The organism is Methanosarcina baltica (genome assembly GCF_055394095.1).
Genome location: NZ_AP042463.1, coordinates 1,678,946 through 1,701,505, shown reverse-complemented (window position 1 = coordinate 1,701,505; position 22,560 = coordinate 1,678,946). Strand labels below are relative to the sequence as shown.

Here is a 22,560-nt window from a genome sequence, read left to right as displayed (position 1 = left end):
CTCTAACTAATCTCAAACGAAAATTTGAAGTACGGAAAGCTCGGAAGCACACGCACACGCACACGCACACGGAAGAAAGAACGCAGGGGATATGCCATTTACTGCAGCTCAGGATCAAAAATGACTTTGCAGCTCAGGCTGTACCCAAAAATTTTTTTGAAAAACGTGCCCTGTTTTTCCACTTCCCAGAGTTCAAGCTGGCACTCTTTCCGGGCGTGCATTTCGAGCACAACTGAATCGGTAGAAGCTATGTAAAAGCGGACATGGCTGATAATCCCGGCGCGGGAACGGTCCAGGCCCTCGGCAATACGAAGAAAGGCGCTCAGGGAACGAATGCTATTCACTGAACTTTTTTTAAGGCCTTCAAACTGAGGGTGCTGCTTTTTTATCCCGCTGGCCTTTCTGTGAAAATAAGCAAGGTTGGCAATAACCTCGATTTCTTCGGGCTTGAAGCCGGAAAGCTTGCTTTCCCTGATAATATGGTAAGCGTGGGCATGGTGCCTATCGTAAGAAAGAAACATTCCTATATCGTGCAGGAGGGAGGCGTATTCCAGCAATTCCCGCTCTTCTTCCCTGAAGGCATAAATCCCCATGTCCCGGGCACCGTCAAAGAGTTCCAGGGCAAGCCGGGCCACGGTATAGGAGTGTTCCTCATCAAAGTGACAGGTAAGCCCGAGTTGCATCACGCTCCGTTTCCGAACCGAGAGCTGGGCCATCATGTCCGAGAAGTCACTCTTTGAAAGGTAATCTTCGAGGAGACCTTCCCTGAGCCCCCTTTTACTGACCCGGATTTCGGAAAGCCCGAGCTCTTCCATCAGGGTCTCGAGGATAGCGGCTCCGGCAATGATAATGTCGGCTCTCTGGGAATTTATCCCCGGAAACTTCCTTCTTTCTTCTAGAGGAAGGGAGCAGAGTTCCGTCACGATTTTTTGAAGGTCCTCGTACTCCAGAAGCTCAGGGTTTTTCCGGTACTCTTTCTGCATATGAACAAAGGCTATTTTCCCCAGGTTTTCAATGGTCCCCGAACTTCCTACCGCACAATCAATCCTGTGGTCGGCAAGCGCCTTTATAGTAGATGCCGCTGCCTTTTTGACATGGGCCTTTATCATCATATAGCGTTCATGGGAAACGGGACCCGTTTCATTAGGCAGGAACATATTTGTCAGGCGGATGGCCCCGAGGTTCAGGGAATTCAGATAATAATATTTTTCCTGGTCCCCCACGGAAATCTCAGTACTCCCGCCCCCGATATCAATAAAAAGATCCTTTGAATCCCCGAGCCTCAGCCCGCTTGAAACCCCCAGGTAGATCAGGCGGGCTTCCTCGACCCCCGAGATCGTGCAGACCTCAAGTTTGGCCTCGTTTTTGAGCAGTTCCAGGAACTGGACCTTGTTGCTGGCATCCCGGGTTGCGGAGGTGGCAACCGCTATGAGCTCCACTGCTCCGTATGCCCTGGCAAGTTCCACAAACTTTTTACAGACTATGACCGCCCTCTGCATGGCCACAGGCTGAAGGATCCTGTCAATAAACTCCTTATCTCCGAGCCTTACGGCTTCTTTCTGTTTGTTCAGAAAACGGAAGGAACCATTCTTATCAATATAGACGAGAAGCAGGCGGACCGAATTGGTCCCGATGTCTATGAAGCCGGCAACCCTGCCTTCGGAAGCTCTATCAATCTCTGTTTCCGACCTTATGACGGTTTCTTCATCAGCCATAAAATATCCACCTTAATAGGAAACCCTTAGGCCTCAAGGTCCCAGGCCCCCCGGTTTTCCAGCATCCAGAGCTGAGAATCGAGTTCTTCAGCATCGGGTTCGGGGTAGATACGCTCGGACCTTCCGTTCGGGAGAATGCGGCGAGCTTTTATATTGTCCCTCAGGTGAGTTCCCAGGATAACGTCCCGAACCAGGGGGACGTATGCCGAAGCCACCGGGAAGAGGGCCTCTACCCTGTTGTCCAGGTTGCGAGGCATGAGGTCCGCACTGCCCATGAAGGCCTCTTCATTGCCCCCGTTCCTGAAGTAATAGACTCTGGGATGTTCCAGGAACCTGCCGACAATCGAGGTCACGCTGATGTTTTCACTGAGCCCGTATATGCCGGGCCTGAGACAGCAGACACCGCGGACCTGGAGATCGACCTTCACTCCGGCCTGAGAAGCCCGGTACAGTTCTCTGATGCACTGGTAGTCCACCAGAGAATTCATCTTGAAAATAAGGTGCCCGTTTCCTTCTTTTCCGTGCATGTCGATTTCCCTGCGGATACGCTCAAGGATCTGGTGTCTCAGGCTCTGCGGGGCCACGAGCAGCTTTGTGTAATGATCTTTACTGGAGTAGCCAGTAAGAGCATTAAAGAGGTCAGAAACATCTTTACCTATGAAATAATCGCCCGTCAGGTAGCCGAAGTCCGTGTAAAGATTTGCAGTTACGGCGTTGTAATTGCCCGTACTCATGTGCACATAATAGCGTAGCCCATCGGACTCCGCCCGCACGACCAGGCACATCTTCGCATGAGTCTTGAGGCCTGGAAAACCATAGGCCACATGGACCCCTTTCTTTTCAAGTTCCCGGGCCCAGCCTATATTATTTTCCTCGTCAAATCGGGCCTTGAGTTCCACCAGGACCGCAACCTGTTTGTTCCGGTCAGCGGCCTTCATAAGGCCCTGGATCAGCCTGGAGTTGTCATCCACCCGGTAGAGAGTCATCTTAATTGCCAGCACTTCAGGGTCTTCTGCGGCCTGCTCCACGAAATCAATGACCGAGTCAAAGCTGTCATAGGGATGGTAAAGCAGGACGTCCCTTTTCCTGAGAACGGAAAAAATGTCTTTGCCTGCAATGTAGGGAGGCTGCAAGGACTCAAAAGGTTCGTACTTGAGTTCCGGACGGTCGAGCTTTGCGATTTTTATGATGCTGGATAGCCCGAGGGGAGCTGCGGACTTGAAGAGCAGGCAAGGGGAAAGCTTAAGGTTTTCGAGAAGCAGTTTTACCACACTTTCAGGCATGGTATTGTCGGTTTCCAGCCGGATTACGGAACCGAAATAATTTCGTCCAACCCGCTGCTGCACCGCTGTCAGGAGGTCCTTGTCCCCGTCCTCGTCAAACCCGAGGTCTGCATCCCGGGTTATACGGAAAGGATAGGCTCCCAGGATCTTCTGCCCCGGGAAAAGGAGGTCAAGGTTTGCGGCGATGACCTGTTCGACCCAGACGAACTTTCCTTTTTGAAGTTCATCCAGGGGGGTGTAAAAAAGCTTCCCGTTTTCCAGGACCGGGATGAGCCTGGGAAACATGGGAGGGATTTTCAACCTCGCGAACCGTTCCCCGAACCTGGGGTCGCTTATGAGCACAGCGAGGTTAAGGCTCAGGTTGGAGATGTGCGGGAAAGGGTGCCCCGCATCAAAGCCAAGGGGGGTGAGAACAGGAAAAAGATTATCCTCAAAGTAGGTCCTGAGCCGTTCCCTTTCTTTACCCGAGAGGTCAAAGTAGTTGATTACCTTGATTTCCTCTTCCTGAAGGCCCGGCTGAAGCAGCTCGTTCCAGCAGCGGTCAAAGCTTATAAGCTGGTCCAGGACTTCCTTTCTGACAAGCCGGAGTTGTTCGGAAGCACCTGCGTCAGGCAGGCTTTTTGCCGTTCCTTCATCTATCTTTTTTTGAGTGCCGGAGACCCTTACCATGAAAAATTCATCAAGGTTGCTCGAAAATATGGAAAGAAACTTGACCCTTTCAAGTAAGGGGTTGCGTTCATCAAAAGCCTCTTCAAGCACTCTTTTATTAAACTGTAGCCAGCTGTACTCCCGGTCCACATAGAGGCGCGGGTCACTGAGGTCAGGGACGCCGGAAAGCTCAGAGGGCACAGCGTCAGAATTATCCAGAACCAATTTGTCAGAATCTGAGCACTGATTGGGAAAGTTCCACTCCATTGTTGATCACACACTAATTAAAATTTTAAAGAGTCTGGTATTTTGGATTATTTGTTTAAGCAGGGCGAATCGTAAAGACGGAAAGGGCTGAATTGAGAATATCGTTTTTGAAACATAAACCTGATGTATATATCTTCTGTATATAATATGTAATATACATTATAAACATTTACGCCAACTAAAGAAGCAATGAACTGCAAAGTTAAAGAAAGGGTTGAAACATTATTTTAGCAGCCAGACAATAAAAAACATGCTGCTCTGTGGAAACAACCCTTAATTATGGAATATGTCTGCCAGAATTTCTTTACCGGAAATGAGTTAACTACTGACACCTATATACTATTTTTGCCTGAAAATGCAGCAAATTTGCCTGCAATCTGGTAGAAATTAAACTACTATATACCATATATAGAAATAAAGATTTATAACTTTACCGGAATGGAAGAAAAAGATATGAAAAAACAGAGGGCATAAGAAGCACTAAATAAAAAAAAATCAGAAAACGGCTAAATAGAAAAAACGAAGCCCCGGTAAATCAAAAATATCCAGCCGATCTAAATAGGTATATAGATCAGAAATGTGGATAAATTTAATGGAAGTTCCGGGATCAGTTCAAAATTTATTCCGCAGCAGTTCGTAAAACTCCCTCTTTTTTCCGGAAGTTTTCCTTAACAGGCGTTCTACAATCAGTTCAGGTGTGCTTTTTGCCACATGGTTGTAGACAGGGTTTCTGTCCACGATCAGTTCGAGCCGGGAATCAAGCCCTTTTGCTTCAATGCCGTCCACTCGCAGTTCAGCTTCCGTATTCTCAAGGATCAGTTCCGAAAGGTGGGATACGAAAACCCCGAGACTTCTTTCGTCCCGGACCAAAAACTCCAGAATACCCGCAATAATCCTGGCAGAAGCTCCGGGTTCGGTGATGGATTCGAGTTCGTCGGCAAGTACCAGCTTGCATGAGCTTTCGGAAAGTACGGAAAACTGTTTGAGGGTGGTCTCAAAGGCTCCCGCGTCCAGGGTCCCTTTTGATTTTCCGAAGTAGTAAAGCTCGTCCACGGGCCCGAGTTCGAGGGCCGTGGCAGGGACCGGAAAGCCCATGTTTCCCAGGATAACGCACTGGGCAAGCAATTCGAGGAGGGAGGTCTTGCCTCCGGAATTTACCCCGCTCAGGAGCACGACTCTCTCCTCCCTGCCTTTCGGGGAAAGACTCGTTTTTCCGACGGAATAACTGACAGGGCTCACCTTCCCGTATTTTTCCTTCAGAAAAAGATTTTCTCCGGCCTCAAGCCCGAGCCCTGTCGCTCCAATCAGTTTGGGCAGAAAAAGTCCGAAATGCCGGGCAAAACAGCCTGCAGAAAAGCCGAGGTCAAACTCCATGACTGACCTTACCAGAATTTCAACGGCAGGCCGATAAGTGAAAAGGGCCTTTGCAAGTCCCCTTTTCCGGACAAGTTTTGCCTGTTCAAGTTTACGGGCCAGGGCCTGTTTCAAAAGCTGGAGCACCCTTGAATCAAACACGAGGGGATAAGTGATTTCTGCCGGGAAAAGATCTTCTAGCAGCAGTTTCTCAGCGCTTTCAAGCCCCAGCTTTTCCGAAAGTTCTTCCGTTAGCGTCGCCACTTCCCGGGCATAGACGGCGTGAATCTCCCCTGTAAGCAGGTCCCTTATTTCCAGGCCCCCGCTCGCAAGCCGCAGGAGGTCCTGACCTTTGAGAGTGACGGAACTTTCCTCAAGGGCTTTAGCAAGTCTCAGATTTGTGGCTTCCAGGAAGGAGCTGAGGGAATGATCAAGGCCCGAAAGAGCGCCTTCGAGTCTGTCAAGTTCGGGGTCAAGCCCTTCCGCAAGCTTCCCCTCAGGCCCGAGCTGTCCAAGCAGGCCCTCAAGTTTTTCCGCGTCCTCCAATCCAGCTTCTTCAAAAAAGTCAAACCCCCGGGCCCGGAGGGTGGAGAGTACTCTCAGGCAAGCCTGTATACAGTCCAGGTTCCGGCCAAAAAAAGCAAGTTCCTTTTCAGGCACGACCTGCCAGAGTTCCACCCTTTCAAGGTTCTTGAAAAACTCAGGTTCGAGCCCGGCCGGAAGGTCAAAGCCAAGGTATGTGTCGTCAAAAACAATTACATGCGAGTAGCCCCGGGCAAGGTCCACGAACTCCGAAAGGCTTTCCGCGACCTGAACCGGGAGCAGCCCTCCGAATTTTTCTTTAAGAACCGAAACAGCTTCCAAGTCCGAGGAAAGGATAACCCGGTCCCGCACCCTCAAAGTCCCGGAAACAGGCTTGAGCTGCCCGACTTTTGAGAGGAGGGCGGAAAACTCAGGCTCCCCGGCAAGGGCTCCGGCAATTTTCAGATAGGGAGAAAGAAAAGCCCTCCTCTGTTCTATCAGGTCTTTCCGGGCCGAAGGGTATGGATAAAAAAGGCTCAGTTTCTCCCGGGCATGGGAGGTGTGGGCAAAGCCCTGGATGAGCCGGAGGAGGCGCGAATAAAGTTCAAGGGCTTCTTTCGTCTTTAAAAACCCGGATATTGAGACCCCTTCGGCCCTGGCCTTTGCATCCCTTACAAGAGAAAGGGCAAAGTGCTGGCTTACCCCATTGATCCCGGCAAGAGCTGCGATGTCCCCTTCAAGGATTTTCGCAAGGGCGACCTCTTCGCTCCCGAAGTGTCCGACAAGCTTTCCGGCCACCTGCTCCCCTACCCCGGGAAGTTCGCGCAAACTTACTATTTTTTCACCTGAATTCATGGGAAAAACGTTTCCTGATTCTTTTTAATTGTACAGGGAGAAGGAAGTTATTTCCTTCCAAATTCTGCTGGTAGCAGGTCTTCAGAATCTGAGAGTTTTCGAACGATATCGGCCACAATTTCCCTTTCTTCAACTTGAAGCTTATAGTATTTCCTGACATCCTTTGTGTCTATAATTTCAACAGCTTTGACCAGTGGTCTGATGAGTGCAGGATAATTATCGCCCTTGACATCTATAATCTCATCGATAGCTACTTTAAGAAATTCAAGCTCACCGCAATCAACCACTGTTTTGAAGAAGTTCATCATAGAAGCTTCAAATATCTCTTTTTCGATTTTTGATTCCAGATCAAAAATGGATTTTATTAGCTTCTTGCCGCTTCCAAGGTTTCCAATTTTTAATTCTTTAAAAATGATCTTCCAGCAAAGGCCAATAAAGTTTTCAATATGTTCAGGGAGCTGGCATGAAATATTATCTTTTATTGACTCAATTTCAGCAATAGCTTCCGTAATTTTATCAAGTGAGATATAGGATTCAATCAAACTGAAAATGTTTTCAATTTTAAGAATTACATTTCCATCTATGCTTTTAACTTTGATAAAAACTTCAATAGCTTCTTCGTATTTCTCCAGTGAGTTTAAAGCAAACCCTTTTCTTGATAACAAAAATTCATCATCAGGACTAAGTTCTAAAGCTTCGTCAAAAACTTCAATAGCTTCGTTGTATTTCTTCAGTGAGTTTAAAGCAAACCCTTTCATTGACGACGAAAATTTATTATCAGGACTAAGTGCCAAAGCTTTGTCAAAAACTTCAATAGCCTCTTCGTATTTTTCCAGTGAGTTCAAAGCAGACCCTTTCATTGACAACGAAAATGTCTCATCAGGACTAAGTGCCAAAACTGTGTCAAAGAGTTCAATAGCGTCTTCGTATTTGTTCAGTAAGTTTAAAGCAAACCCTTTTCCTGATAACGAAAATCCATCATCAGGATTAAGTGCCAAAACTGTGTCAAAGACTTCAATAGCCTCTTCGTATTTTCCCAGTGAGTTTAAAGCGGATCCTTTTTTTGATAACGAATATTTATCATCAGGACTAAGTTCTAAAGCTTTGTCAAAGACTTCAATAGCTTCCTCGTATTTCTCCAGTGAGTTTAAAGCAAACCCTTTTTCTGATAACGAATATTCATGATCAGGATTTAGTTCCAAAACCTTGTCAAAAACTTCAATAGCTTCTTCGTATTCCCCCAGTGAGTTTAAAGCAGATCCTTTCATTGACAATGATAATTTATAATAAAGACTGAGTTCCAAAACCTTGTCAAAAACTTCAATAGCTTCCTCGTATTTTTCCAGTGAGTTTAAAGCAGACCCTTTTTCAAATAACGATAAATAATCATTAGGACTAAGTTCCAAAACCTTGTCAAAGACTTCAATAGCTTCTTCGTATTTCTTCAGTGAATTTAAAGCAGATCCTTTTCTTGATAACGAAAATTTATGATCAGGACTAAGTTCCAAAACCTTATCAAAGACTTCAATAGCTTCTTCATATTTCTCCAGTAAATTTAAAAGAAACCCTTTTTTTGATAACGAAAATATATCTTCGGAATTAAATTCCAAAACCTGATCTAATGCCTTTATTAATTCCTGATATATTGTAACGTGTCCAGAATTCAAAAGATCAGAATAATCATTTGTACCGAATTTTAAAGCATTTTTAAATGCTCTAAGAACCTCTGGGTCATATTTATAATTGGAAAGAATTTCAAATATCAAAGATTTTGCACTAAGATCTATGTCTAAGTTTTGAGATGCAATCTCTTTTAATTTTTGGATGTCAGAATCAGCTTCTTCCCATTCCCCAAGTTCTATCATTTTAGGAGTGAGCTTCATAAGAGCATCTGTCCTGTACTTATTCGGCAAGACATCAACATAGTAGCAGAGATCCTTTAGAACTTCTTTGTTGCCGGATTCTAAAAGGTGGAACTTTTTATCAAAAAGCTCTTTTTGTTCATCAGAGGTATACCAGAGTTTCAGGAACTCCAGAAAAACGGAAATTCGATTTCTTCCAAAAGGCTGCCTCATATCCCTCCAGAGTCGGAAAAGCCTTTCTCGTACCTCATAATAAGTTTCCCTCCCGGCGGGCCTTGAGAGGACGTAGCCGTCTTTTTCAAGCCTCCGAAGCTGTGTTATGACGGTAGAACCCCCAAGTCTGGATTTTTCAGAGATCTGTTTTGGGGTAAGGGGAGACTCCGAGGAAATGAGGGTATCGAAGATCAGCCTGCGCTGGCCGGTCAGGAGCTGAAAGATCTCCTGATAGTAGGGGGTGTGTTCATCCAGGATTTTGAAAAATACCTTTTCTATATCTTCGAAATTATCTCTGGAGATCAACTCATAGAAAAAGAGAATGAGCCGGGGGCTTCCACCGGTAAGGTGCGCTATTCCTTCTATTCTTGATTCATATTTTTTGAAATTCTCCAGAAATTCTTTGTTCCCTTCTATTTCAGAGATTTTCTTAAGCAGGAGCTTTATTTCATCGAGGGAAAGTTCCCTCAGGTGCTGAATTCGGAAAAAATTGTAAAAAGGCTCCTCGTGGTCAGCAACGCCGGGAAAAATAATAGGAGAAGATGCCAGCATTGAAAAAAGGTCATATTTCTGGAAAATAGACCTTAATTTCTGGACTTCTTTTGCCTCGAATTGCCGGAATACTTCGTGTAAATTCTCAACAAAAACAAGATAGGTTTTATTTTCCTTTTTTGAAATCTCCTTAAGCTGGTCCAGACAGGCATAAAGAATGTCATCTTCATTTTTAAGGGATAAAATAGCCGGGACTTCGGCCGGCACCTGCTCTTCCAGAATCCTTAGGAAAAAATCAGAGGCACGATACATTGAATATTCTTCTTCCGCAAATTTAATAGGAATGTACAGAGAGCTCAATTTTTGTTCCACTTCATGATACATCAAAGTTAAAAAATGAGATTTCCCTATTCCCCTTGAACCCACTATCAAATAAAATCTCGGGGTTTTGTTTTTTCCAGCGCCTTCCAGTTCATTAAATATTCTTTCAAAAAGGTCGTCTCTTCCAACAAAGATGTTTTTCAAAACATCATAAGGAATATTTTCCGGAGAATATCTGTAGATTGTGACATCCCTGGGAATGTTGGATGCAGAACTGTTAAAAACGAAGTTGTTGACGACTCTACTGTTAGAAGCGGAATTGTTAGAAATACTGTTGTTGGAGACTCTACTGTTAGAAGTTCCCATGGAAAATCCTCCACCAATCCTTTAGTATTTTTGAATAGAAATTAAGCTGGCCACCATTGCTATTGATGTAAAAATCATTTTCCAGGTCAGAGATCAGGTCTAAAAAATGCTCACGGTCCTGAGAGCCTGTTTCTTTCTGAAAAATGTCAAAAGCGAGTGCAAGAGGATAGTTTTCAACACATGAAACTTTCCCCAGTATAGCCCTTGCTGCCTTTTCATCCATTTTATCGTAAAACATTTTAAGTCTATTGAAATAAGGATCAAAATAATTTTTACATTTGCTTCCAAGAATGCGGCTGTTATAGACATCCTCAATCAAAATGTCATTAACTTCCCTGCCTGTGGTAATCTGTTCGTCCGATATAGCACTGAGCATAATTGCAACAAAATAAGGAATATAGGACTCACCTACACAATCAAGTATTTTATTTCCTGCTGATAGGGTGTATTCCCAGTCCATATTTTTAAAAACTTTTTGGATAAGCTGAAGCGTGACATCTCTATTAAAGCCATCAACTCTTATTTTCTTAAAATCGTTTATGACGCTGTCCCCCCCAACATCTCTTAAAACACGCTCAACACTTACAGAACCCCCCACAATGAAACGAACATTAGTACAGGTCTGCCGCACCTTCCGGAACCACAATAAAAACATTCTGGCATCGGATTCATCCATATTTTTAATGGCAATTGGAAACTCATCAAAAATAAAATGGAGATTCACATCACTTGTATTGATTATGTGAAACACGGCATTGGATTTGTCTGTCCAGTTTTCTTTTAAACCTTCCTCAATACTTCTCCTGAGTTTGGCTTTGAATACGGCAGAAACCCCTATTTCTTCCACATTATCCTGAACTATTTTGAAAAGTTTTTTAATTTTAGAAAAGATGCCCGATTTATTATTGAGAATTTTAACATCAGTTAAACCCATAATGATTTCAGATAAAAATTCCTGGGGTGAATATACACTTTCCACATCAAGGAAAATAACAACGTTATCGCCACCAAACAGCTCCTTTTCTAACCTGCGCATAATCGAAGTTTTTCCAAATCTTCTCGGCGCGGCAAGGAGCACGTTATCCTTTTTTAATGCCAGCAATATTTGTTTGATTTCCTGTTCACGGTCAAAAAAGTCTTCTCCTATCGCAGGGTTTCCTACAGGCATCATGGGGATCACTCAAATTTACTATAGCTTATACATAACAGAATTGTTATATATCAATTTTGTTATGTAACAATATGGTTATATTTTATAAATCGTAAATTTATAAAAATGTAAAAAAGATGCTGAAAAGAACGGGGGAGTCATTCTGAATAAATTAGAAATAAAAGTGCAAAAAACCGGAAAAAATTCCTGAAAAAGAACCTGAAAAGAAGACCGAAAAAAATCAGGAAAAAATGACGGCCAGCTCTTTTTCTAGATAAGGTTTCATGGAAGCCGTGTAGCCGTGTGTGGCCTCGCTCACGCTGTACATTGCCTTTGGCTCTACTGCCGCATCAAAGGTGCGGAGGGCCAGCTCATAGTCAATTACGGTATCATTGAAGGAATGCAGCATCACCAATTTTGCGGGCGGGATAGCCGCAAGGTAGGTGTCCGGATCTATTGAACGGTAAAAACGGTAAGCTTCCGGGCCGCCTGCTCTTTCCGGATTAAGCCCCGAGAATCCATACCCGCAGGTGCTGATTCCCACAGCACCTCTCAGGGAAGGCTCAAGGGCCGGGGCAATGAGTGCAAACCTGCCCCCGTTGCTCTCTCCTATAATTGCGATTTTTTCAGGGTCCACTTCCGGCTGAGCCGCAAGGGCGTCTGCGGCTTTCAGGACATCGTAGACCATTTGGTATTCCAGAGGATCCAGGCCCGCTTTGTAGAGGTCGAGGTCAACTTCGGGGTTTACTGCCCCATAATTGCGCTGGTCAAGGGCCAGACTCGCATAGCCGAGAGAGGAGAGTTCCATTGCCAGACGCTGTTCCCCCTCTTTGGAAACCCCGGCTCCGGGCAGCAAAACCAGGCCAGGTACACCCGGGGAAGAAGCCGTGGAATTCGGATTTTCCGAATCAGTGGTTCCGGGAATCCTTAACAGGGCCCCCATTTCCGTATCCAGGCTCTCGAAAGTTAGCAGCTTCAGGGTATCGGAGCCGCCTGCGGAATACACGTCCTTAATCACAACCGCGGAAAAGACGGGCTCATCCCGGGGAGATAGCGAAAGGATACCCTCTTCAGAAACAGCCCAGGGCTCGCTTGAGTCTCCATTTTCGGCATTTGCGGGGTTGTACAGGACTCCGAAGGCTCCAACGAGTAAGAGAAGAAAACCGAGAAAAAAAACAGTGCTTTTGGAAGGGCGAAGCTCTCCCGAGAAAGCGTGTCCGGTCTTTTTCCCTTTATTCTTCCCGGAACCGGATTTGCTCAAAAGAGAGGCCACCCGAAAAGGAAAAACAGTTTATGGCCAGTAGCCGTTTACCGCGCTTAAGAACAATACCGCCAAACCCACGATAGCGCCCGCGATCAAAACGGACTTTGGCTGGACCTGAATTGCATTTTTGTCTGCTTCGTAGTACCGCATAAGCCCTGCGGAGGATTGAAGTCCGGAACCTTGTCTTTTAGCCATGAATAAAACACCTGTAATTATCAAATCAAATTAGCTCGAATTAAGTGAACTACCACTCGGTTAAAGACCGACCGGCTTCCTGCTTCATACCCTAGAGCAACCTCCACGAGTCCACAGGCCCTTCCCGCCGTTCCGGCGGTGTTAACTAATTTAAAGTATACTTTTGCTTGGTTATTTTCCAGTTACACTGGAAATCCCACAAATATTCAATTTGTGCGATCGCAAAAGTGAGTAAGATTAAAATATATTATTAATATGTTAACGTTATGGTATTAAACCTTATATTGTAAAGTGAACGCTTATATCCCCTGAGCTAAAGACTCGGGAGTTTTACGCTGCTTTCTATAAATTAATAGCTACCTGATAATTTACATTTCTGATATATAAACCCGATCAAAAAACACAGGAAATGCAGGAAATGCTATGAAAAGTCCTAATTAGTATCACAAACTATTATGAATTTGTGATATAAACTGTTCTTTGTATAGTGGATTAACACTAACAGGGTGAAGCACAACCCCCTCTATCCCCTCTGCAAAGGCATTAGGGATTGCTTTTCTAATCATATTATATGCTGCATTGACATCAGCGTTAAGAAGAACTCCCGTGGCACTTCGGAAAAGCCCTCTTTTGACCCGTTTTCCGAGATATTCTTCATGGTGTTCCATTAGCTCATTATCAAGGAAAGAGCATTTGCTTGTATAGGACTCTTCGATCCGTTCAACCGAAATTCCAACCTCTCCAGCCTTGTACTCGACCATTGAAATAAGGGTACTGTGGGGGATCTGAGCAAAATTCTGATTATTTTTCTTGCCCATGTTGGTTTTCTGTTTCCAGAAAGGGTTGCTTCCGATAATGATATTCTCCACGTTCATTTCCAGAGCATAGTTGATTATTGCCCTGCTCAGTTTGTGGAGTACGTCTTTAATCCGTGAGTTTCGTTTATGGGTAAGTACTTCTACACCCTTTCCGGTCTTTATCCCATGTTTCTCATAAGTACTCTGGAGCTTTGCTTTCTGCTTGTTGTAAAACTGGTTTACTGACTTGGCAACCCCGCCCTTAACAATAATTGGGTTTTCTCCAAAATTGTTTGCAATAGTTGCAAGGTTGACAACTCCAAGATCAATTCCCAGGACTCGACCGGAAGTAAGAGGTATGAGATCTTCGATTTCCTTTTCAAAAACAATTTCACAGGTGTATCCTGCGTGTTTTGGAATGATCCTGACTTCTCTCAAATTAGTATCATCAGGAAGTCTTGTCTGGATGGATAACGGAACTACTTTGGGAAACTTGAGCACCCCGTCTTTGATCCTGACCTGTTGATTTGTAAAAATTAACAGGTATTCCCCGTTTTTTTCCAGGTACTTTGGAGGCTTTGGTTTGCCTGTGAAAAGTTCAGGATTCTTTTTGTAAGATTTTAAAGCTTCGAAAAAAGATTTCCAGTTACGGTCAAGTACTTTCAGAGTCTGTTGAGCAGATTTAGCAGGAAGCTCTTTGTAAGGCTCAGAGGCCTTCACAAGCCCATAAAGTTTATTGTACCTGATCCATTTTCCTTTATTGAAGAACTCCTGTCTGATAATATAATCAGAGAAATTGTACAGGTTTTTGGACTTATGGCACAAATCCCCTATTTCCCTGGAATGAAACTGGATTTGCTCAACACGTTTAATTATCAATTTGGCTCGACCTCGATTTCTAACCTTTTTTCTTTTCTTTTGCTATAATGTTTCACAGAATAATAATGAAGCATTGAAATTATTTCGTCAAATATTTCTGATGCTTAATGTATTTCTTGATACCTTTAGCAGATTGAGCACTTTTTTTGCATTTATGGTGGATATTATATAATAGAATCTGGATACTAATAATATCTATTGGGTGCTTTTACGTACTATACGGAATTCTGCACAGTGTGGGGAAAATGCCTCAGGTTGCCTCAGGTTGCCTCAGATTGAGCTCCAGTCGGCCCCCACATCCAAAAAATGAAACGTATCTAAGAAGTACGGGTTTCCACAGGAAATGGGGGGTATTGACATGAAACTTCAGAATTTCGGCATTTTCAGCCTCACAGTTTTCCGGTATTTTAAACCTCGCGACTCTTCGGTATTTTCAGATTCGTACCTCGTCCAGCAAAAACGGAGGGTAAAACACTCCCCGCTCCGTGATAATCCCGCTCACGTTTTCCATTGGAGTCGTATCAAACGCCGGGTTGTAGACAGGCACGTCTTTCGGGGCGATTTGCTCGGAGCCGAAGAAGCGCAATTCATCCGGGTTTCTCATCTCGATTTTAACGCTGCCCTCCCAGCCCTCAAAGTCAAAGGTCGAGACCGGGGCCGCCACATAGAAAGGGATTTCATGTTCCCTTGCGAGCACGGAGTGGGTATAGGTCCCGATTTTGTTAAAGACGGCATCCTGAGTGATCCGGTCGGCCCCCACGATTACCTTGTTCACATGGCCTAGGCGCATCACCGAGCCTGCCATGGAGTCCGTGATAAGGCTAACCGGGATCTTGTCTTCCATAAGTTCCCAGGTGGTGATCCTGCTGCCCTGGTTGAGAGGCCGGGTCTCGCAGGCGATAACCTTAATATCCTTTCCCTCTGCGACCGCAGAACGCACAACCCCAAGGGCTGTTCCCCAGTCCACACAGGCCAGTCTGCCGGCGTTGCAGTGAGTGAGTACGGTATCCCCGTCCTCTAGGAGTTTCGCCCCAAAGGCCCCTATTTTTTTGTTGGTCGCAACATCCTCGTCGGCTATGGCCTTAGCTTCGGAAAGGGCAATATCCCGAACCCCTTTTACATCATAGGCATCCGAAACGGCTTTTAAGACCCGGTCCACGCCCCAGCCCAGATTAATGGCAGTCGGCCGGGTTGATTTTAAGGCCTTTCCCGCAATCTGCATGTCCCGCTGCAGGGCCTCCATATCCTTTGCCCCACTCAGGAAAGAAGCCAGGGCAATCCCGTAAGCTCCGGCCGCCCCAAGGGCAGGGGCCCCCCGCACGCGGAGAGCCTGAATGGCCTCGCAAAGGGAACTTAAAGTCTTGCACTCAATTACCTTATACTCTTTAGGGAGCAGGGTTTGGTCCACCATCACAACGGAATTGGACTCATCGTTCCAGTCTATTGTCCTCATAAAACTCATTTCTCCGACCTGTCGAATCTGCCCTAAAAAGACCGTGATTTAATAAAAAACTATTCGGTTAGCTGACCCGGATGTGTTCAGGTCCTGAAAATCTTTTTACCTATACAACCGGGAACAATATGGAGCAATATAAATACTAAGTTCAGAGCAAATGGATTTATAGAGTGATTTCATAAATAACAGAAGGTATAAGATTTTTTCCAGAAATAAAAGATAATTAAATTGTCAATTACCTGAGCTAAACTCAGGGAATTTCTGCTGGAATTTTTGAATTAAGCGAAATGAATCACTCATGGTTCTTAATAAGGGGAATCAGGGCATTCAGGGCATTCAGGGGGGTAATTGTTAATGGGGAAAATAAAAATAGCAATCACAGGAATTGGGAACTGTGCAAGCTCTTTGATACAGGGAATTGAGTATTATAAAAATGGGGAAGAAAGAGAAACCATCGGGTTGATGCACAGGGACCTCGGGGGATACAGGCCCTGGGACATCGAAGTTGTGGCTGCTTTTGACATTGATGCCCGTAAGGTTGGAAAGGACGTTGCAGAAGCCATCTTTGCCCCCCCGAACTGTACACAGGTTTTCTGCCCTGACATCCCTCCCACGGACGTTAAAGTGAAGATGGGCCAGCTCCTGGACGGGGTCTCGGAGCATATGAAAAAATATGCTGAGAAATACACCTTTGTCCCGGCGGAGGGGGCCGAGGCCACAAAGGAAGATATCGTAAAAGAACTGAAGGCCTCAGGAGCCGAGATGCTGCTTAACTACATGCCGGTAGGGTCCGAACAGGCCGTGCGCTTCTATGCGGAATGCGCTCTGGAAGCTGGTGTGGGGTTCATAAACAACATGCCGGTTTTCATAGCCAGTGACCCGGAATGGGCAAAGCGCTTTGAAGAGAAAAACCTGCCCATTATAGGAGACGATATAAAAGCCCAGCTCGGGGCCACCATCACCCACAGGATCCTGGCCGACCTCTTTGAAAAGCGGGGGGTCAGGCTGGACCGGACCTACCAGCTAAATACGGGAGGAAACACCGATTTTCTGAACATGCTGGACCGGGACCGGCTGGTTTCCAAGCGAGAATCCAAGACCCGGGCGGTCCAGTCCGTGCTCTCAAAAGAGCTTGACGAGGAAAACATCCATATCGGGCCGAGTGACTACGTGGCCTGGCAGAAGGACAATAAGGTCTGCTTTCTCCGGATGGAAGGCCGGCTCTTTGGGGACGTGCCCATGAACCTGGAACTCCGGCTCTCGGTGGAAGATTCCCCGAACTCCGCAGGCGTGGTTATCGATGCCGTACGCTGCTGCAAACTTGCGCTGGACCGAGGAATCGGCGGGGTCCTGTACTCTCCCTCATCTTACTTCATGAAACACCCGGCCGTCCAGTACCCTGATACCGAAGCCTACCAGAGGACCGAGGAGTTCATAGCGGGAAAACGAGAACGTTAAAGCTAAAACTTAAAGCCCTTTCGGACACCGGGAAAAGATGAAAAAACAGGTTAAAAACCGACCTCGGGCCGGAAACTCAGCGAAGGCCATCCCCGGTAATCCTGAAATCGCAGCTTGAACCTTCCGGCCTTGACCGGTGCTTGATCATGATCGCACGCCTGAGCCCTTCCCCGATACGCTCGAACTGGAGGATGGTCTTTGAGATATGTTCAAGGGAAGTTCCCCCCAGAGGACGGACCCCTCCTGAATTGATATTGGAATAAACCTGATTCGTTATGAGCACGACAAAACCGTGCTTTCGGGCAAGGGCGTGCAAAAAGCCGATCTGGTTCGCAAGTTCCCTGCGGCCCCTGATCCCTGATTCCTCGTCTTCGAGCTCGAACCTGTAAAAGGAAGTTGCCGAATCCAGAACCACAAGGCCTATGTTTTCCCCGGCGATTTTTTCTATCTCTTTTACGGCCGCGTACTGCTCTTCAAAACTCAATGGCTCGTAGATGATGACACTCCGGGCAATCTCTTTGGCGTTTTCACCAGCTATTTGCTTGAAGCGGAGAGGAGAAAGGCCTTCGGTATCGATGTAAATAACCTTCTGGCCCTGCCTGACACATTCAACGGCAAGCTGGATGCAGATATTGGTCTTTCCACTGCCCGCAATCCCATAAACCTGGGTCACGATCCCTTTTTCAAAACCGCCTTCAAGCAGACTATCGAGCGGTTCGCATCCGGAAGCCAGTAATGTATCTATGCTTTACACCTCTTTTTTACAGTTCACACAGAGTAATAAGAGACCAGTGATATAACATTTTTTGCAAGCTCAGGACAGTCCCCCAAAGAGGCCGAAGGATTGATGAATGAAAACAACAGAGTAAACTCTATCACATGCCCCTCGCAGGCCTTCCTCAAAAACCTAGATTCCCCCTTTCAGGGGTCTGAAAATAATCCTGGTATAGGGGTCGCAATAAAAGAAAAATAGGCATGAAAGACTTAGTTATCAGGGACGGTAACAAACAGAACAATTGTATCCAGAGCTGGAATGAAAAAGCATTAATAAGCTCAAATGCATTCAGGACATCTGCACCAGAAGCACAGTGTCCACATGCCAGAAGACAGAAGAAACGTAACCATTAAGAGGACAAAAGGGGTGCGTTTCGACGACGAAATACCCTGTTTTAAGACTGAGGATGCGGACATTAAAAAGGTGTAGTTGAAGAAGAAAATTCCACCAATATTTACAAATACTTACAAATATTAGAAATAAAAAATTACAAATAATATATAGATGAAAGGAATTTTGTTTTGTTGTCTGATGCGTTTTTACGCCCTGCTCATCCCCCAGACAGTATAAATAAATTGAATGCATTATAATATAATACAGAGGATCCGGAAAATGTCAAAAATAGTGGTCTATACAACTGAATACTGCCATACAACTGAATACTGTCATACAACTGAATACTGTCCGAAATGCAAGAAATTACAAATGGAGGAATATTAAAAAAGAAAATAATATAAAGAGATCGTACCAGGATCTCTTATATTTAAAGTGGATTTAGGGCAACTAGCCTAAAACATATAGCAATATAGCAAACAATTGTAACATATAAATTAGTTCTTATTAACATTTTAAATACAGTTTGCTCTAAATCCTCCATTTTGGCATCGTTTAGTAACTACCATATACAAATGGAGATAAACTTCAATGATAACAGAAAACATATTCCCAGAAACCATAACGATTGTAGTAGCTATATTATCAGTCATTAACACACTTCTTAATATGTATACCTCTGATTTCAAATCTAAGAACCTACATTCGACAGCAACCACATTTCAACATATAAATATTTCGGATTGTAATGTTAATGTGATAAATCAAAAAATCAATATCAAGCAAACTAAAGTAGGTAAAAAATAACCTCTGTTATGGGGCCTGTAGAACTTTGTCTCAAAGATCCACTTGGAGCAAATTTCAGGCCTCTTAATGATTTTTATATGACTTATTGCCTTTATGCGTTACACCACTTTTTTACAGTTCACACAGTGTAATAACAGACCAGTGATATAACATTTTTTGCAAGCTCAGGACAGTCCCCCCAAAGAGGCCGAAGGTTTCTTGAATGAAAACAACAGAGTCACCACTCTCACATGCCCCCGCGGGCCTTCCTAAAAAACCAAGATAACCCGGATCAGTGGGCTGGAAATATACCGGGAACAGGGGCCGCAATAAAGTAGAAAACACGCACATAAGACCTTGTTATCAGAGTTGATAATAAACCGGGCAGGGTTGTATCCAGTTGAATGAAAAAGCATTAATAAGCTCAAATACATTCAGGACACCTGCACCAGAAGCACAAGGTTCACATGCCAGAAGACAAAAGAAACGTAACCATTAAAAGGACAAAAGGAGTGCGTTTCGACGACTAAATACCCTGTTTTAAGACTGCGGATATGAACATTAAAAAGGTGTAGTTGAAGAAGAAAATTCCACCAACATTTACAAATACTTACAAATATTAGAAATAAAACTTTACAAATAATATATAGATTAAAGGGAGTTTGTTTTTTTTGCATGATGCGTTTTTACGCCCTGCTCACCCCCAAAACAGTAGAGATAAATCAAATAAGTATTAAACGTTACAGAATATTACGGAATATTTTATAATATAATACAGAGGGTCCGGAAAATGTCAAAAATAGTGGTCTATACAACCGAATACTGTCCTAAATGCAACAAATTAAAAAAGTTCCTGGAAACAAACAACATCTCTTTTGAAATCGCCGATATGGGCACCCCCGAGGCCCTCACCGAACTCCGGTTTAATGGAGTATTCACGGCAACAGCTCCTGTTTTACAGATAGACTCTACTTTTATAACTCACAAAGAAATCTTCGCAGGGGACGATGTAGATCCCGAAAAATTACAGAGTATCCTGTAAAAACGGGCCAAACCTCCCGCCAGAGAAGAAAGCCAGCAAATTAAAATAGAAAGTGAAAAACGAAAATAAAGATTAAAGATGATTTAAATGAATGAAGAAAACACCCTATCTGAGGACCAGCCATCCTACAACCCGCTAAAGGTGAGCAAAATGAACAAGGACACAACCCACTCCAAGGCAGGCTTATCAGATTCCCAGGCAGTACAAAAGACGCTTGACGGGCTGTCCCTTTCCCCCCTGCCCAAAGTGAGAACCACTGACGGCTTTATTGTTAACTGGGACCGGAGCGTCATCGTAAACCAGCTTCTTAAGGAGACCAAACTCAGTGAGATCTTCTACAATAAACCCGCCGCCACAAAAGAAGAAGCCCAGGAGATTTCAAAAGATGCTGAAAAACTCATCCGCGGGATGAACATCAACTTCCTCTCAGGCCCCTTAATCCGGGAAATCGTGAACACTATCCTCCTTGAAAAAGGCCATGTGGAGTGGAGAAATATTATGACGAGGGTTGGGACCTCTGTTTACGACGCCTACGAAATCGACACCGGATTCGGCTTTGGAGCAAAAGACAACGCAAATCAGCTCAACAACGCCGAGACTTCCCACAAACGAAAAGCCGACAAGATGTCAAAGGAGCAAAACCTCCTCCTCATCCCCAAGGACCTCGCAGACCTCCACCTGAACGGGGATTTCCATATCCACGACCTGGAATATATGGGGACAAGACCCTTCTGCCAGGATTGGGATCTCCGCTATTTCTTTTACTACGGTCTCATGCCTGACGGGGTGGGAGCCCAGTCAAGTGTGGCAAAGCCTGCCAAAAACGCCGAGGTGGCCTTCCTCCACGCGGTGAAAGCCATGGGCTCGGCCCAAACAAATTTCGCGGGTGGACAGGGCTTTTACAACTTCTTGACCTTCCTGGCCCCCTACCTTGAGGGCAAGACGGAAAAAGAGCTCAGGCAGCTCATGCAGATGTTCGTCTACGAGATGATGCAGATGATGTGTGCCCGAGGCGGTCAGACGGTTTTCTCCTCCGTGCAGCTCTCTCCGGGTGTTCCGAAACTCTGGAAAGACAAGCCTATAGTGGCCATGGGTAAGGTCTGGAATGGGGAACAGGCCCCTCTTCGGACCTACGGAGAGTTTGAAAAGGAAGTCAGACTCGGCTTCAAGGCCATCATGGACGTGATGCTTGAGGGCGATGCCTGGGGAAAACCTTTCAGTTTCCCGAAACCCGAAATCTCCATTGAACCGGATTTCATGGAAGAAAACGAGGAATTCAACAGAGAGCATCCCGACATCCCGACCTATAAAGAACTCTACAGGAAGACCTTCGAACTGGCCGCCAAATTCGGAACCCCGTACTTTGACAACCAGCTTCCGGAATACAGAGGAGCAGGAGAGGGTATTTCGTGCTATCAATGTTGCGCATACCAGTTTTCCTCAAACCCGACTGATGATGTGGATTTTGACGATAAGCTCTACTTTAAGGATGGCAAACACTTTTCCATGGGTTCCTGGATGGTTATGTCCTTAAATTGCCCCCGGGCAGCCTACAAAGCAGAACATGATGATGAAAAGCTCTTCACTGAACTTAAGTCCCTGATGAACAGGTGCATGGATATCTTCAGGATCAAAAGGAAATGGATGAACCAGCTCATTGAGAAAAACAGGATTCCCTTTGCCTCCCAGCGGCCAAAGGACCCGAACACAGGAGAAAAAGGGGCCATTGCAGTGGACTTTGAGAGCCTTGTTTATACCATAGGTGTTATCGGGATCAACGAGATGGTGCAGCACCATACCGGCTACCAGATGCACGAGTCTCCTGAGGCCTACAAGCTCGCTATCCGGGCCATGTTCGAGATGAAGATGCACGCCCAGAAACTTGCTGAGGAAACCGGTATGGAAATTGCCCTTGCAAGGACGCCTGCCGAAACCACGGCCCAGCGCTTTGCGGTCTCCGACCTCCTGCACATAGAGTATGCCGAAAAGGCCGAAGCAACCGTCCAGGGAGACGTGGAAGCCGCAAAGAAGGACCTCCGGAAAACCCATGACCTGCCCGTCTACTACACCAACGGGACCCATATCCCACCCGGAGCCAACATCTCCCTTGCGGACCGGATCAACTACGAGCATACCTTCTTCCCCATCGTGGACGGCGGAAACATACTGCACATCTGGCTAGGGGAAGGAAAACCCGATCCTGACGGGCTTCAGGAAATAGCCATGCATATCGCAAAGAACACCCAGACAGGTTACTTTGCCTTCACCCGAGACATGACGGTCTGTAAGGACGGGGGCTACGTGGCTTCGGGCCTTCTGGACAAATGTCCAAAGTGCGGCTCAGAAAACGTGAATTACCTTTCAAGGATCACGGGCTACCTCCAGGACGTGGACGGCTGGAACGAGGGCAAGAAGCAGGAACTTATGGACCGGAAACGCTACACTCAGAGAGGGCTTTGAAAAAATATTTAAAAATATTTAAGAAAAAGTAAAAAATAGAGAAATGGAATTAAAAAATTAAAAAAATT

14 protein-coding genes are annotated in these 22,560 nt (G+C 45.3%); 4 read left to right on the top strand and 10 right to left on the bottom strand.

Annotated elements, in window-relative coordinates:
- Positions 1–98: 98 nt before the first annotated feature.
- From ACZ5QV_RS07365 to ACZ5QV_RS07325, 9 genes are all read right to left on the bottom strand, one after another.
- Complete coding sequence (locus tag ACZ5QV_RS07365) at positions 99–1,715, bottom strand: Ppx/GppA phosphatase family protein (protein ID WP_464601896.1); 1,617 nt, start codon at positions 1,713–1,715, stop codon at positions 99–101.
- Positions 1,716–1,741: 26 nt separating this feature from the next.
- The gene (gene ppk1, locus ACZ5QV_RS07360; protein ID WP_464601895.1) at positions 1,742–3,871 is read right to left on the bottom strand and encodes a polyphosphate kinase 1; all 2,130 of its coding nucleotides are present in this window, start codon (positions 3,869–3,871) and stop codon (positions 1,742–1,744) included.
- A gap of 654 nt (positions 3,872–4,525) precedes the next feature.
- Positions 4,526–6,643 carry a MutS-related protein gene (locus ACZ5QV_RS07355; protein WP_464601894.1) on the bottom strand — a complete coding sequence of 706 codons (2,118 nt, stop codon included), beginning with the start codon at positions 6,641–6,643 and terminating at the stop codon, positions 4,526–4,528.
- A gap of 47 nt (positions 6,644–6,690) precedes the next feature.
- A complete protein-coding gene (locus ACZ5QV_RS07350; protein ID WP_464601893.1) occupies positions 6,691–9,897 on the bottom strand; it encodes a tetratricopeptide repeat protein in 3,207 nt (1,068 codons plus the stop codon).
- On the bottom strand, positions 9,884–11,068 hold the full coding sequence (locus ACZ5QV_RS07345; protein ID WP_464601892.1) for an ATP-binding protein: 1,185 nt from the start codon (positions 11,066–11,068) through the stop codon (positions 9,884–9,886). The genes ACZ5QV_RS07350 and ACZ5QV_RS07345 overlap by 14 nt, the downstream gene beginning before the upstream one ends.
- Before the next feature lie 220 nt (positions 11,069–11,288).
- Entirely contained in the window at positions 11,289–12,308 is a 1,020-nt protein-coding gene (locus ACZ5QV_RS07340; protein WP_464601891.1) for an alpha/beta hydrolase family protein, read from the bottom strand.
- Between the two features lie 30 nt (positions 12,309–12,338).
- Complete coding sequence (locus tag ACZ5QV_RS07335) at positions 12,339–12,506, bottom strand: preprotein translocase subunit Sec61beta (protein ID WP_464601890.1); 168 nt, start codon at positions 12,504–12,506, stop codon at positions 12,339–12,341.
- A 443-nt stretch (positions 12,507–12,949) separates the two neighbouring features.
- A complete protein-coding gene (locus ACZ5QV_RS07330; protein WP_464601889.1) occupies positions 12,950–14,182 on the bottom strand; it encodes an RNA-guided endonuclease InsQ/TnpB family protein in 1,233 nt (410 codons plus the stop codon).
- A 433-nt stretch (positions 14,183–14,615) separates the two neighbouring features.
- A complete protein-coding gene (locus ACZ5QV_RS07325) occupies positions 14,616–15,635 on the bottom strand; it encodes an S-methyl-5-thioribose-1-phosphate isomerase (RefSeq protein WP_464601888.1) in 1,020 nt (339 codons plus the stop codon).
- Positions 15,636–15,992: 357 nt separating this feature from the next.
- Here ACZ5QV_RS07325 and ACZ5QV_RS07320 point away from each other — a divergent pair, with 357 nt between their 5' ends.
- Positions 15,993–17,096: an inositol-3-phosphate synthase gene (locus tag ACZ5QV_RS07320; protein WP_464601887.1), complete on the top strand. Its 1,104-nt coding sequence runs from the start codon at positions 15,993–15,995 to the stop codon at positions 17,094–17,096.
- 76 nt (positions 17,097–17,172) lie between these two features.
- Here the strand turns inward: ACZ5QV_RS07320 and radB are convergent, their stop codons facing one another.
- Positions 17,173–17,769, bottom strand: a complete 597-nt coding sequence (gene radB / locus ACZ5QV_RS07315; RefSeq protein ID WP_464601886.1) for a DNA repair and recombination protein RadB — start codon at positions 17,767–17,769, stop codon at positions 17,173–17,175.
- A 384-nt stretch (positions 17,770–18,153) separates the two neighbouring features.
- Here radB and ACZ5QV_RS07310 point away from each other — a divergent pair, with 384 nt between their 5' ends.
- The 3 genes from ACZ5QV_RS07310 to nrdD all read left to right on the top strand — a co-directional run bounded on the left by ACZ5QV_RS07310 (position 18,154) and on the right by nrdD (position 22,492).
- The gene (locus tag ACZ5QV_RS07310) at positions 18,154–18,300 is read left to right on the top strand and encodes a hypothetical protein (RefSeq protein ID WP_464601885.1); all 147 of its coding nucleotides are present in this window, start codon (positions 18,154–18,156) and stop codon (positions 18,298–18,300) included.
- Positions 18,301–19,780: 1,480 nt separating this feature from the next.
- Positions 19,781–20,032, top strand: a complete 252-nt coding sequence (locus ACZ5QV_RS07305) for a glutaredoxin family protein (RefSeq protein ID WP_464601884.1) — start codon at positions 19,781–19,783, stop codon at positions 20,030–20,032.
- A 150-nt stretch (positions 20,033–20,182) separates the two neighbouring features.
- Positions 20,183–22,492, top strand: a complete 2,310-nt coding sequence (gene nrdD, locus ACZ5QV_RS07300; protein ID WP_464602060.1) for an anaerobic ribonucleoside-triphosphate reductase — start codon at positions 20,183–20,185, stop codon at positions 22,490–22,492.
- Positions 22,493–22,560: the final 68 nt, after the last annotated feature.